The 14,213-nt window shown below is 60.7% G+C and carries 11 protein-coding genes; 5 read left to right on the plus strand and 6 right to left on the minus strand.

Going from position 1 to position 14,213, the window contains the following annotated elements; all coding sequences use genetic code 11:
• Positions 1-81 precede the first annotated feature (81 nt).
• From era to lptF, 6 genes are all read right to left on the minus strand, one after another.
• Positions 82-984, minus strand: coding sequence for a GTPase Era (gene era / locus DCO47_RS20810; protein WP_007909024.1), 903 nt, complete (start codon positions 982-984; stop codon positions 82-84).
• On the minus strand, positions 977-1,666 hold the full coding sequence (rnc, locus tag DCO47_RS20815) for a ribonuclease III (protein ID WP_042607736.1): 690 nt from the start codon (positions 1,664-1,666) through the stop codon (positions 977-979). Before rnc ends, era begins: the two co-directional genes overlap by 8 nt.
• 169 nt (positions 1,667-1,835) lie before the next feature.
• On the minus strand, positions 1,836-2,690 hold the full coding sequence (gene lepB / locus DCO47_RS20820; RefSeq protein WP_042607735.1) for a signal peptidase I: 855 nt from the start codon (positions 2,688-2,690) through the stop codon (positions 1,836-1,838).
• 9 nt (positions 2,691-2,699) lie between these two features.
• Entirely contained in the window at positions 2,700-4,496 is a 1,797-nt protein-coding gene (lepA, locus tag DCO47_RS20825) for a translation elongation factor 4 (RefSeq protein ID WP_016771564.1), read from the minus strand.
• 173 nt (positions 4,497-4,669) lie between these two features.
• The gene (gene lptG / locus DCO47_RS20830; RefSeq protein WP_042607734.1) at positions 4,670-5,731 is read right to left on the minus strand and encodes an LPS export ABC transporter permease LptG; all 1,062 of its coding nucleotides are present in this window, start codon (positions 5,729-5,731) and stop codon (positions 4,670-4,672) included.
• Positions 5,724-6,845 carry an LPS export ABC transporter permease LptF gene (gene lptF, locus DCO47_RS20835; protein ID WP_042607733.1) on the minus strand — a complete coding sequence of 374 codons (1,122 nt, stop codon included), beginning with the start codon at positions 6,843-6,845 and terminating at the stop codon, positions 5,724-5,726. The genes lptG and lptF overlap by 8 nt, the downstream gene beginning before the upstream one ends.
• A gap of 574 nt (positions 6,846-7,419) precedes the next feature.
• Here lptF and DCO47_RS20840 point away from each other — a divergent pair.
• From DCO47_RS20840 to rlmF, 5 genes are all read left to right on the plus strand, one after another.
• Positions 7,420-8,910 (plus strand): leucyl aminopeptidase, encoded by a 1,491-nt coding sequence (locus tag DCO47_RS20840; RefSeq protein WP_042607732.1) that lies wholly within the window; start codon positions 7,420-7,422, stop codon positions 8,908-8,910.
• A 57-nt stretch (positions 8,911-8,967) separates the two neighbouring features.
• Positions 8,968-9,396 (plus strand): DNA polymerase III subunit chi, encoded by a 429-nt coding sequence (locus tag DCO47_RS20845; protein WP_064364398.1) that lies wholly within the window; start codon positions 8,968-8,970, stop codon positions 9,394-9,396.
• 8 nt (positions 9,397-9,404) lie between these two features.
• Entirely contained in the window at positions 9,405-9,794 is a 390-nt protein-coding gene (locus DCO47_RS20850; protein ID WP_065615844.1) for a DNA polymerase III subunit chi, read from the plus strand.
• A gap of 267 nt (positions 9,795-10,061) precedes the next feature.
• Entirely contained in the window at positions 10,062-12,908 is a 2,847-nt protein-coding gene (locus DCO47_RS20855) for a valine--tRNA ligase (protein WP_116658828.1), read from the plus strand.
• A gap of 219 nt (positions 12,909-13,127) precedes the next feature.
• Positions 13,128-14,147, plus strand: a complete 1,020-nt coding sequence (gene rlmF, locus DCO47_RS20860; RefSeq protein WP_116658829.1) for a 23S rRNA (adenine(1618)-N(6))-methyltransferase RlmF — start codon at positions 13,128-13,130, stop codon at positions 14,145-14,147.
• Positions 14,148-14,213: the final 66 nt, after the last annotated feature.

A 14,213-nucleotide genomic window follows, 5' to 3' on the forward strand; every position in this document is an offset into this window, starting at 1 on the left:
CAGCCTTCGGCAGCTCCTACAATGTCTTGTGTACACCTGTAGGAGCTGCCGAAGGCTGCGATCTTTTGATGTTCGAGTCGCTTACAGGTCGCCGTAACCCAGCGAACGCAGCGCGCGCTCGTCATCGGACCAGCCGCCCTTCACCTTGACCCACAGGTTGAGCATGATCTTGGAGTCGAACAGCAGCTCCATGTCCTTGCGCGCTTCGGTGCCGATGCGCTTGATGCGCTCGCCCTTGTCGCCAATGATGATTTTCTTCTGGCCGTCACGCTCGACGAGAATCAGCGCGTGGATGTGCAGGGTCTTGCCCTGCTGCTTGAACTCTTCGATTTCGACGGTGATCTGGTACGGCAGCTCGGCGCCCATCTGGCGCATGATTTTCTCGCGCACCAGTTCGGCAGCGAGGAAGCGGCTGCTGCGGTCGGTGATCTGGTCTTCCGGGAAGAAGTGATCGTTCTCCGGCAGGTGATCGGCGATGACCTTTTCCAGCGCATCGAGATTGTGCCCGTGCTGCGCGGAAATCGGGATGATCTGGGCGTTAGGCAATTGTTCCTGCAACCAGCTCAGGTGCGGCATCAGCTCGGCTTTGTCTTCGATGCGATCGGTCTTGTTCAGCGCGACGATCAGCGGACCGGTCACATACTGCACACGTTCGAGCACCATCTGGTCTTCGTCGGTCCACTTGGTGCGGTCAACGACGAAGATCACCACGTCGACGTCTTTCAACGCCGCCGAAGCGGTTTTGTTCATGTAGCGGTTCAGGGCCTTTTCGCCGCCCTTGTGCATGCCCGGGGTGTCGACGTAGATCGCTTGCACATCGCCCTCGGTCTTGATGCCGAGCATGTTGTGCCGCGTGGTCTGCGGCTTGCGCGAAGTGATCGCGAGCTTCTGCCCGAGGATGTGGTTGAGCAGCGTCGACTTGCCGACGTTGGGACGGCCGACGATGGCAACATAGCCACAGCGAGTTGCGTTTGTATCAGTCATTGCCATTCTCCACGCCCAGGGCAATCAGTGCTGCAGCGGCCGCTACCTGTTCGGCAATGCGACGGCTCACACCCTGACCTCGGCTTTTCTCATTCAGTAAGACCACTTCGCACTCGACGAAGAAGGTTCGGCAGTGCGGTTCGCCCTGGATATCCACCACTTCGTAGCGGGGCAGTTCGCAACTGCGCGATTGCAGGTGTTCCTGCAAGCGGGTTTTCGGATCCTTGTTGGTGTCGACCAGCGTCAAGCCTTCGAACTCACCGGCCAGCCAGGCCAGTACGCGCTCACGGGCGACGTCCATGCCGGCGTCGAGGTAGATCGCACCGATCAGGGCTTCGAGGGCATCGGCGAGAATCGATTCACGACGGAACCCACCGCTCTTCAGTTCACCCGAACCCAGGCGCAGATAATCACCGAGGTCGAAACCGCGAGCCAGTACGGCCAGCGTCTCACCTTTCACCAGGCGTGCGCGCAAACGCGACAACTGGCCTTCGCGGGCCAGCGGAAAGCGATCGAACAGCGCCTCGCCAGCGACGAAATTGAGGATGGCATCGCCGAGGAATTCCAGACGCTCGTTGTTGCGCCCGGCAAAACTGCGGTGCGTGAGGGCCAGAAGCATCAGTTCCTGGTCCTTGAAGGTGTAACCGAGCTGGCGCTCGAGACGACTTAGAGAAACGCTCACGGTTTACCCACGCTGAGTTCGTGGCTGGTTTCCACGGCCATCGCCGGGGTACGGCGCAGGCCTGGGACAATTAACGCTGTGTTCAAAAAATAGATCCTGGCGATTGCGAAGCCGATTGTACCGGCTTCAGAAATGCATTCGGCGCTGTGGTCAACAGCGCCGTGTGTAGTTACTTGATCAGACCGACCCGCGAGAAATTCGGCAGGTGGCTGAGTTTCGGCTCCGGCCAGCTCATCCAGACCGCGAAGGCCTTGCCGACGATATTGCGGTCGGGGACCATGCCCAGCAGATCCTTGGGAATGTTCGGATCATCCCAATAGCGACTGTCGTTCGAATTGTCGCGGTTGTCACCCATCATGAAGTAGTGCCCGGCAGGCACCGTCCACGACCGATCCGGAGTGGCGCGGTAGCGGCTCATTTCCTTGCGGATCAGGTGCTCGGCTGCACCGAGTTTTTCCTGGTAGAGCTCCGCGCTGCCCAGCGATCCCGCTTCGGCGCCGACCATCTTCTCGGCAATCGATTCGCCGTTGACGAACAGACGCTTGTCGGCGGTGTAACGCACCGTGTCACCTGGCAGGCCGACCACGCGCTTGATGTAGTTGACGTTCGGGTCGCTCGGGTAGCGGAACACCATGACATCGCCGCGCTGCGGATCACCGACTTCGATGATCTTCTTGTCGATCACCGGCAAACGGATCCCGTAGGAAAACTTGTTCACCAGAATGAAGTCGCCGACGTCCAGGGTCGGTTTCATCGAGCCGGACGGAATCTGGAACGGCTCCACCAGAAACGAACGCAGCACCAGCACAATAAACAGCACCGGAAAGAACGACTTGCCGTATTCGACCAGCAGCGGCTCTTTGTTCAGCTTCTCGACCACCACAGGCTCGGGCTGGCTGACACTGCCTTGATAAGAGGCAATGGCAGCCCGCCGACGCGGTGCCAGGAACAGCAGATCAATCAACGCCAACAGGCCGCAGACGAACACGGCGATGACCAGCAACAGCGGGAAATTTAGCGACATAGGACCTGATTATTCCAACCTGAGCACGGCGAGGAAGGCTTCCTGTGGAATTTCCACGTTGCCGACCTGTTTCATGCGTTTCTTACCGGCCTTCTGCTTCTCGAGCAGTTTCTTCTTACGACTGACGTCACCGCCGTAGCATTTGGCCAATACGTTCTTTCTGAGTGCCTTGACGGTTGTCCGGGCCACGATCTGACCACCGATGGCGGCCTGAATCGCCACGTCGAACATCTGACGAGGAATCAGTTCTTTCATCTTCTCGGTCAACTGGCGACCTTTGAAGTGCGAATTGTCACGGTGCACGATCAATGCCAGGGCATCGACCTTGTCGCCGTTGATCAGCACGTCCAGTTTCACCAGATTAGCCGATTGGTAACGATCGAAATGGTAGTCCAGCGAAGCATAGCCGCGGCTGGTGGATTTGAGACGGTCGAAGAAGTCCAGGACCACTTCGTTCATCGGCAGGTCGTAGGTGACTTGCACCTGATTGCCGAGGAACAGCATGTCGACCTGAACGCCGCGTTTCTCGATGCACAGGGTGATGACGTTGCCCAGGTGCTCCTGCGGTACGAGGATATTGGCGCGCACGATTGGCTCGCGCATGTCCTCAATCGCCGACACGTCCGGAAGCTTCGACGGGTTGTCGACGTAAATCGTTTCACCGGTTTTCAGCACCAGCTCGAAAATTACCGTCGGCGCGGTGGTGATCAGGTCCAGGTCGTACTCGCGCTCGAGGCGCTCCTGGATGATTTCCATGTGCAGCATGCCGAGGAAGCCGCAACGGAAGCCGAAGCCCAGGGCGTCGGAGCTTTCCGGGGTGTACTGCAGCGACGAGTCGTTCAGGGTCAGCTTCTGCAGTGCTTCGCGGAAATCCTCGAAGTCATCGGAGCTGACCGGGAACAGACCGGCGTAAACCTGCGGCTGGATACGTTTGAAGCCCGGCAGCACCGGCACATCAGGGGTGGAGCTCAGGGTCAGGGTGTCACCGACCGGCGCACCGTGAATGTCTTTGATGCTGGCGATGATGAAGCCCACTTCGCCGGCCTTCAGATCAACGGTGGCGGTGTGTTTCGGGTTGAACACACCGACGCTGTCGACCAGGTGCACCTTGCCGGTGGACTTGACCAGAATCTTGTCGCCCTTCTTCACCCGGCCATGGCGCACACGTACCAGGGAGACAACGCCCAGGTAGTTGTCGAACCAGGAGTCGATGATCAACGCTTGCAGCGGATCTTCGATGTTGCCGGTCGGCGCGGGAATGGTGTGGACCAGACGCTCGAGCACTTCGTCGACACCCAGGCCGGTCTTGGCGCTGCAGGTGACGGCGTCGGTGGCGTCGATGCCGATGATCTTCTCGATCTCGTCCTTGACGCGATCCGGCTCGGCCTGGGGCAGGTCGATCTTGTTCAGCACCGGCATGACCTCGAGGCCCTGCTCGATGGCGGTGTAGCAGTTGGCCACGGACTGGGCTTCCACGCCCTGCCCCGCATCGACCACCAGCAAGGCGCCTTCGCACGCGGCCAGGGAACGGCTGACTTCGTAGGTGAAGTCGACGTGGCCCGGGGTGTCGATGAAGTTCAGCTGGTAGGTGATGCCATCTTTGGCTTTGTAATAGAGGGTAACGCTGTGGGCCTTGATGGTGATCCCGCGTTCACGCTCAAGATCCATGGAATCCAGTACCTGGGCTTCCATTTCACGCTCGGCCAGGCCGCCGCACATCTGGATGAAACGGTCAGCCAGCGTCGACTTGCCATGGTCAATGTGGGCGATGATGGAGAAATTGCGGATATGACTCAAATCACTCACGGATCAACACTCAAAAAGGCTGCAGGCTTGGCCCGCCGAAAAATAGCCGGGAATTGTACCTGATACACGGCGCAAGCGTCACGTTCGCCTGTCACCCGGATCGCATGCAAAAACGCCCCGGTCTGGCGACCGAGGCGTTTTCAGGGTTCAGGCGCTGAATGAAAGCTTGTTCATCAGCCCGCTCGCCTGAGCAGCCAGACACCCGCCAGCGCACACACGCCGGCCGGCACCAGCACCGCAAACAGCGGCGAGAAACCGAACACCAGACTCGATGGCCCCAGCAGATCCTGGACGATACGGAAGGTGAACCCCACCAGCACGCCGGTGAAGACCCGCTGACCGAGGGTCACCGAACGCAGCGGGCCGAAGATGAACGAGATCGCCATCAGCACCAGCGCGGCGGTCACCAGCGGCTGCAACACCTTGACCCAAAATGCCAGCCAGTAACGGCCATTGCTCAGGCCCTGCTCGGCCAGATAGTGGATGTAGCCCCACAGCCCGCTGATCGACAGCGATTCAGGGGCCATGACCACGGTACTGAGCAGTTGCGGGCTCAACGCGACGTCCCATTGCTCGCTCGGTGTATTGACGACTTCAGTACTGCGCTCATGGAACAGCGTGGTGGCAACGTCGGTGAGCTGCCACTTGTTGCCGTCGAACTCGGCCTTTTTGGCGAAGCTGGAGCTGAGCAGATGGCGCTCCTTGTCGAAGTGATAGCGCGTCACGCCGTACAACAGACCGTTCGGTTGCACCGCGTTGATGTGGATGAATTCTTCACCCTGACGGTGCCACATACCGTGTTTGGCGCTTTGCGCATCGCCGCTGCCCTGGGCCAGCGAGCGATTGGCCTGGGCCATGCTCTCGGTGGCCGGGGCGACATATTCGCCGATCAGCACGCCGGCGAGCATCAGCACCAGCATCGGCTTCATGACGGCCCAGACGATACGGCCGATCGACACGCCGGCGGCGCGCATGACGGTCAGCTCACTGCTGCTGGCCAGACTGCCGAGACCGATCAGGCAGCCGATCAGTGCAGCCATCGGCAGCATTTCGTAGAGCCGGCGCGGCGCGGTCAACACCACGAAACCGAGCACATCGACCAAGGTGTAGGTGTCGCTGACGTCGCCCATTTCATCGATGAAGGCAAACAGCGTCGCCAGGCCGAGGATGATCGCCAGCACGGCGATGATCGCCATGAATACGCTGCTGCCGATGTAGCGGTCGAGTTTAACCACGGGCCACCTCCAGCGCGGCGCTGCGACGGCTGGCCAGCTTCAGGCGCATCGGCTCCCAATAGAGCAGGCCGAGGCCGATGACCAGGAAGATCGCGTGCACCCACCACAAGCCAAGGGCCGGCGGGATCTTGCCTTTTTCAAGGGCGCCGCGGGCGGCAATCAGGATGGTCAGGTAAGCCATATAAAGAAGGATCGCCGGGAGCAGCTTGAGGAAACGCCCCTGACGCGGATTCACCCGCGACAGCGGCACCGCCATCAGGGTCACGATGAACACCAGCAACGGCAGGGACATGCGCCATTGCAGTTCGGTTTTCGAACGGATGTCGTCACTGCCCCACAGGGACGAGGTCGGCATCGCGTCACGATCGGTGACTTCTTCGCTGACATCCGGCTTGGGCAGTAGCACGCCGTAGGTTTCGTAATGGATGGCACGATAGTCGGCCTGACCCGGACTGCCATCATAGCGATAACCGTTGTCGAGAATCAGGTAGCGATTGCCGTCGGGGCGAATTTCCTGACGGCCCGATTCGGCAACCAGCACGGAAATCCCGCGATCCTTCTGGTCGGCGCCAAGGTTTTTCTGCGAGATGAACACGCTGCCGAGATTGACTCGATCGTCGCTCAGGGTTTCGGTATAGGTCACTCGAGTACCGTCACGCAACGCCTGGAAGCGGCCCGGTTCGAGCGTATCGAACTCGGTCAGCGCGTCCTGCTTGTTCAGCAACAGCTGAAACTGGTTGGCGCCCTGCGGAGCCAGGCCAAGGCTCAGCCACGCCACCACCAGTGCCACCAGCGTCGCCGGAAACAGGGTCATGCGAAACAGTTTCTGCTGGCTCATGCCGGTGGCCGAGAGCACGGTCATTTCGCTTTCGAGGTACAGGCGACCGTAGGCCAGCAGGATCCCGAGGAACAGGCCCAGCGGCAGAATCAGTTGCAGGAAACCCGGCAGACGAAAGCCCATGATCAGGAACAGCGAGCCCGGATCGAGCTGACCGGCCGCAGCCTGCGCCAGGTATTTGATGAAGCGACCGCTCATGATGATGACCAGCAGCACGGCACTTACGGCGCTGAGGGTCAACAGGACTTCGCGGGACAGATAACGGAAGACGATCAAACCAGACACTCCAGGGTTGTCAGGCTAAGGCGGCCAAACAAGCAAACACATCGACCGCCCGCCATGCAGAGCGGTCGAAAAAAGATGCGGCATTATCCTGTGATTGGGTGCGCCTGTCACTGCGCACACTCATCCATCTCTGTAATCCTTTGCTGATCGTACAACCCAGGGGGCGTTCTCAATTAGTTTTCACACCGCGCCGGGTCTGCTGTTGTGCAGGACAAGGCGCGAGAAGCGTGGTTTGGTCATTCCAGATAAGCTTCTAGCAACGCAGCCCTGCACAACAGCAGGCCCGGCCCTTCGGGTTGTGCCTTAAAGCCGGCCAGTCTGCGTTGCAGGCCTTGGAAAGGGAACAACCATTCCCAGCGGCCTGCGCCTTGCCTGGCTGGCTTTAAGGCGACAACGCGGTGTGAAAACTAATTGAGAACGCCCCCTAGGGTTGTCAGGCGCGGGGAGCGAGGTTCAAACTGCGGCCCTTGTCGCGGGCTTTGGCCTGCGCCTCTTCTATTTATAAGCAGGCGACTGCGGACAGCGTCGAACGCCTGCATGTTGACCATTCATTAGGGATCCGGACATGGAACTGGTTGTAAAAAGCGTTAGCCCAGAAACGTTGAAAACCGCCACCCTGGTGGTTGCCGTCGGCGAAGGCCGCAAACTCGGTGTCGCCGCCAGACTGGTCGACGAGTCGAGCGGTGGTGCGATCAGCACCGTGCTCAAGCGTGGCGACCTGGCCGGCAAGGTCGGGCAGAGCCTGTTGCTGCACAGCCTGCCGAACCTGAAAGCCGAGCGCGTGTTGCTGGTCGGCGTGGGCAAGGACGAAGAACTGGGCGACCGTCCGTTCCGCAAAATCGTCGCCGGCATCCTCAACACCCTCAAAGGCCTGGGCGGCGGCGATGCCGTGCTGGCGCTGGATGAAGTCATCGTCAAAGGCCGCGACAGCTACGGCAAGACCCGCCTGCTGGCGGAAACCCTGGTCGACGGCGGCTACACCTTCGACCAGTTCAAGAGCCAGAAAGCCGAACCGCGCGCCCTGAAGAAAATCACCCTGCTGACCATCAAGGCTGCACAGGCCGAAGTACAGCGCGCCGTGAACCACGCCACCGCAATCGCCAACGGCATGGCCTTCACCCGCGATCTGGGCAACCTGCCGCCGAACATCTGCCACCCGACGTTCATGGGCGAACAGGCGAAAAACCTCGGCAAAGAGTTCAAGGATCTGAAAGTCGAAGTACTCGACGAGAAGAAGATCAAATCCCTCGGCATGGGTTCGTTCTATGCCGTTGGCCAGGGCAGCGCCCAGCCGCCGCGCCTGATCGTCATGCAATACAACGGTGGCAAGAAATCCGAGAAGCCTTACGCGCTGGTCGGCAAGGGCATCACCTTCGACACCGGCGGCATCAGCCTGAAGCCGGGCGCCGGCATGGACGAGATGAAGTACGACATGGGCGGCGCTGCCTCTGTGTTCGGTACGCTGCGTGCGGTGCTTGAGCTGAAACTGCCGATCAATCTGGTGTGCATCCTCGCCTGCGCCGAAAACATGCCGAGCGGCAACGCGTCGCGTCCGGGCGACATCGTTACCACCATGAGCGGCCAGACTGTGGAAATCCTCAACACCGACGCCGAAGGCCGTCTGGTGCTGTGCGATGCGCTGACCTACGCCGAGCGCTTCAAGCCACAAGCGGTGATCGACATCGCCACTTTGACCGGTGCTTGCGTGGTAGCCCTGGGCGCCCATACTTCCGGCCTGCTGGGCAACAACGACGAACTGATCGACCAGTTGCTCAGCGCCGGCAAGGCCGCCGACGACCGCGCCTGGCAACTGCCGCTGTTCGATGAGTACCAGGAGCAACTGGACAGCCCGTTCGCCGACATCGCCAACATTGGCGGGCCGAAGGCCGGCACCATCACCGCCGCCTGCTTCCTGTCGCGCTTCACCAAGAACCTCAACTGGGCGCACCTGGACATCGCCGGCACCGCATGGACCAGCGGCGGCAAGGACAAGGGCGCCACTGGCCGTCCGGTTCCACTGCTGACCCAGTACCTGCTGGATCGCGCCAAAGCCTGAACCTGCTGAGGGGGGGCGTCGCTTCATGGCGACGCCGCTCGCTGCTCTGGAACCGCAATGACCAAAGTCGACTTCTACATCCTGCCGAGCGCCGATCCTTCGGCGCGCCTGGATTTTGCCTGCAAGCTCACCGAGAAAGCCTGGCGCATGGGCCATCGCATCTACCTGCATTGCAGCGATGCGAGCCAGCGGGACGATCTCGATGCGCGCCTGTGGGCTTTCAAGGGCGAAAGCTTCGTGCCCCACGGCCCTGCCGACAGTGAACCGGACGGCTTGATCGTGCTGGGATTCGGGGAAGACTGCGGTGAGCATCAGGATCTTCTGGTCAACCTCGACCTGAAAGTCCCGGCCTTCGCCAGCAAGTTCGCCCGCGTGGCGGAGGTGGTGGTGGAAGACCCGACCATCCGAGCGGCGGCGCGGGAGAGTTTCCGCTTCTATCGCGAACAGGGCTATTCTCTGCAAGACCACCGTTTACAGCGACTCTGAGCATTCCAATGGACACTCCGAAACCGCAACAGAAATCCGCACACCTGCTGGACGATCTTGAATCGATCCGCCAGTTGCTCGGCGATGACAACCTGCAACCGCCGCTCTTGACCGATACGGTCGATGACAGCGAACAGGAACAGATTCCAATGCTGTTCGATTCCGTCGGCAACGAGCCGGCGGCCGTCGCGCCACCCCCGGCACCAGCCCCGGCTGCCCAGGCTGCGGCACCGGTCGACAAAGGCCCGGACGCCCTTCTCCATCTGGACAGCGAACTGCGCGCGGCCGCGCAACTGATCATGCAAGACGTGATCGACGACTTCGCTCCGCACATCGAAACCGAAATCAAACGCCGCCTCGAGGCGCGGATGGAGCGGCTGCTCAGCCAGTACGAATAACCCCGCCTTCGGTATTTTTTGTGGCGAGGGAGCTTGCTCCCGCTGGGGTGCGAAGCGCCCCCAAAACCATTCAACAGTGTTTTTGCCGCGAAGCCTGCGTGACAGTGTTTACGACTGCTGCGCAGCCGAGCGGGAGCAAGCTCCCTCGCCACAGAGTTCGCGATCACATTTAGATCTCCATCCGGCCCACCCCGCTCGCCCTCGGCACCATGCCCCGCTATACTTCCCGGCTTTTCCTGAATAAATGCCAATAGGGTCCCGCCGCGCATGGATAAGACCTACCAGCCGCACGCCATTGAAACTTCCTGGTACAAGACCTGGGAGTCCGAGAACTACTTCGCCCCGCAAGGCGCGGGCGAGTCCTACACCATCATGATCCCGCCGCCGAACGTCACCGGCAGCCTGCACATGGGTCACGGCTTCAACAACGCGATCATGGACGCCCTGATCCGTTTCCGCCGCATGCAAGGTCGCGACACCCTGTGGCAACCGGGCACCGACCACGCCGGTATCGCTACGCAGATGCTGGTGGAGCGCCAACTCGAAGCCCAGGGGCAGAATCGTCACGATCTGGGTCGCGAGAAATTCCTCGAGAAAGTCTGGGAGTGGAAAGATCAGTCCGGCGGCAATATCAGCCGGCAGATCCGTCGCCTCGGCTCGTCCGTCGACTGGAGCCGCGAGCGCTTCACCATGGACGACGGCCTCTCGGAAGCGGTGAAAGAAGCATTCGTGCGTCTGCATGAAGACGGCCTGATCTATCGCGGCAAGCGTCTGGTCAACTGGGACACCAAACTGCACACGGCGATTTCCGACCTCGAAGTGGAGAACCACGAAGAGAAAGGTTTCCTGTGGAACCTGAAATACCCGCTGGCCGACGGCGTCAAGACCGCTGAGGGCAATGACTTCCTGATCGTTGCCACCACCCGCCCGGAAACCATGCTCGGCGACTCCGCCGTCGCGGTTAACCCGAACGATGAGCGCTACAAAGCCCTGATCGGCAAATTCGTCGAGCTGCCATTGGTTGGCCGTCGTATCCCGATCATCGCCGACGATTACTGCGACCCGGAATTCGGCACCGGCTGCGTGAAAATCACTCCGGCGCACGATTTCAATGACTACGAAGTCGGCAAGCGCCACAACCTGCCGCTGCTGAACATCTTCGACAAGAACGCCAACGTGCTGCCAGCAGCCCAGGTGTTCAACCTCGACGGTACGCTGAACGAAAGCATCGACGGCAAGATTCCGGCCGAGTTCGCCGGCCTGGAGCGTTTCGAAGCGCGCAAGCAGATCGTCGCCGCGTTCGACGCCGCCGGCCTGCTGGTGAGCGTCAATGATCACAACCTGAAAACGCCGAAAGGCGACCGCTCCGGCACGGTCATCGAGCCGTGGCTGACTGACCAGTGGTACGTATCGACCAAGCCTTTGGCCGAGCCGGCGATTGCTGCGGTCGAAGACGGGCGCATCCAGTTCGTGCCCAAGCAGTACGAAAACATGTACTTCTCGTGGATGCGTGACATCCAGGACTGGTGCATCAGCCGTCAGCTGTGGTGGGGCCACCGGATTCCGGCCTGGTACGACGAGTCCGGCAAGGTCTACGTCGGCCGCGACGAAGCCGAAGTGCGTGCCAAGCACAACCTCGGCCCGGACGTTGCGCTGCAACAGGACAACGACGTACTCGATACCTGGTTCAGTTCCGGCCTGTGGACATTCTCGACCCTGGGCTGGCCTGAGCAGACCGAGTTCCTGAAGAAATTCCACTCCACCGACGTTCTGGTCACCGGTTTCGACATCATCTTCTTCTGGGTTGCCCGGATGATCATGATGACCATGCACCTGATGAAGAACGAAGACGGCACGCCGCAGGTTCCGTTCAAGACTGTGTACGTACACGGCCTGGTGCGCGACGGCCAGGGCCAGAAGATGTCCAAGTCCAAGGGCAACGTTCTTGACCCGCTGGACATCATCGATGGCATCGACCTCGAGTCGCTGGTGCAGAAACGCACCTCGGGCCTGATGCAGCCGAAACTGGCGAAGAAGATCGAAAAGCAGACCCGCGAAGAGTTCGCCAACGGCATCGAAAGCTACGGCACCGACGCCCTGCGCTTCACGTTCTGCTCGCTGGCCTCGACTGGTCGCGACATCAAGTTCGACATGGGCCGCGTCGAAGGCTATCGCAACTTCTGCAACAAGATCTGGAACGCCGCGCGCTACGTTCTGGACAAGGGCGAAGACTGCGGCCAGAACGGCGAAGCCTACGAGCTGTCGCTGGCCGATCGCTGGATCATCTCGCAACTGCAACGCACCGAAGCCGAAGTGACCCGTCAACTGGATCAGTTCCGTTTCGACCTCGCCGCGCAAGCGCTGTACGAGTTCATCTGGAACCAGTACTGCGACTGGTACCTGGAGCTTTCCAAGCCCGTCCTGTGGGACGAGAACGCGCCGGTCGAACGTCAGCGCGGCACTCGCCGTACGCTGGTGCGCGTGCTGGAAGTGGCGCTGCGTCTGGCACATCCGTTCATGCCGTTCATCACTGAAGAAATCTGGCAGCGCATCGCGCCGCTGGCCGGCATTCAGGGCAAAACGATCATGCTGCAGCCTTGGCCGGTGGCCAATGAAGAGCGCATCGATCCGGCGGCGGAAAACGACATCGAATGGCTCAAGGAGCTGATGCTCGGCACGCGCAACATTCGTGGCGAAATGAACATCGGCCCGGGCAAGCCACTGCCGATCTACTTGAAGAACGTCAGCGCTGAAGACCAGCGCCGTCTGACCGAGAACGAAGCGCTGCTGAAGAAGCTGGCGCGTCTGGAATCGATCACCGTTCTGAAGGCTGGCGAAGAAGCACCGCTGTCCGCCACCGCACTGGTCGGCGAGATGGAAGTGCTGGTGCCAATGGCCGGTCTGATCGACAAAGGCGCCGAACTGGCACGCCTGGACAAGGAAATCCTGCGTCTGCAGGGCGAAGTCCAGCGGGTTGGCGGCAAACTGTCCAACGCCGGTTTCGTTGACAAGGCCCCGGCCGAAGTCATCGAGAAGGAACGCGCCAAACTGGCCGAGGCTGAACAGGCCTTGGGCAAACTGGCCGAGCAGCACGCGCGGATTGCCAGCCTGTAACGGTAAATCGCAATGAAAAAGGGAGGCCCAGGTGGCCTCCCTTTTTGTTTCCCACATTTCCCTGTAGGAGCTGCCGAAGGCTGCGATCTTTTGATTTGCTTCTAAAAATCAACATCAAAAGATCGCAGCCTCCGGCAGCTCCTACATGGGTTCGGCGTATGGCGCATCAATGTGGGACAATACCCGCCACTTTCAGCCATACCCGAATCGACCACGCCCATGACCGCCCCCCGCACACCCAAACCTGCGCGCAAGAAGCCTGATGCCGCGTCCCCGAGCAAAGCCGTCGAGCCGCGCGAGAAGGCCAGCCTGCATCCGCGCAATCGCCATCAGGGTCGTTACGACTTCCCGGCGCTGATCAAGACCACGCCGGAACTGGCCAAGTACGTGATCACCAACCCGTACGGCAAGGAAAGCATCGACTTCGCCAGCCCCGACGCGGTACGCGTGTTCAACCGGGCGCTGCTCAAGTCGTTCTATGGCATCCAGCATTGGGACATTCCGGCGGACTACCTCTGCCCACCGGTGCCGGGGCGTGCCGATTACGTGCACTTTCTCGCCGACCTGCTGGCGAGCATGAACGACGGCAAGGTCCCGCGCGGCGCAATCGTCAATGTGCTGGACATCGGCATGGGCGCCAACTGCGTGTATCCGCTGATTGGCAACAGCGAATACCGCTGGCACTTCCTCGGCTCGGAGATCGATCCGACGGCCGTGGCGGCGGCTCGAGCCATCGTGCAATCCAACGACCTGAGCAAGGTGATCCAGCTGCGCCAGCAGGAAAACCGCAAGCACATCCTGATCGGCTTGCTGGAGCCGGGCGAGCGCTTTGACCTGACCATGTGCAACCCGCCCTTCCACGCTTCGATGGAAGAAGCGACCAAGGGCAGCGAGCGCAAATGGCGTGCCCTGGGCAAGGCCGATCCGAAACGCAAGTTGCCGGTGCTGAACTTCGGCGGCCAGTCGGCGGAACTGTGGTGTGAAGGCGGAGAAGCACGTTTTGTGACGCAATTGATCGCCGAGAGCGCGAACTTCCAGCACAAAGTGCTGTGGTTCAGCACGCTGGTGTCAAAAGCTTCGAACCTGCCAGCCATCGAAACCGCGCTGAAAAAGGCCGGCGTGCTGGAAAGCCAGGTCGTGGAGATGTCCCAGGGACAGAAGCAGAGCCGCTTCGTGGCCTGGACCTTCCAGACCAAGTCCGAGCAGCAGATCTGGCGGCGCGAGCGCTGGGTGCGCTAACACACTGCGGATTACCTTGTGGGAGCGAGCCTGCTCGCGAAAGCGGACTATCAGTCGACATCCAAG

The sequence above is a fragment of the Pseudomonas sp. NDM genome, assembly GCF_003105095.1.
GTDB classification, from domain to species: Bacteria; Pseudomonadota; Gammaproteobacteria; order Pseudomonadales; family Pseudomonadaceae; genus Aquipseudomonas; species Aquipseudomonas moraviensis_A.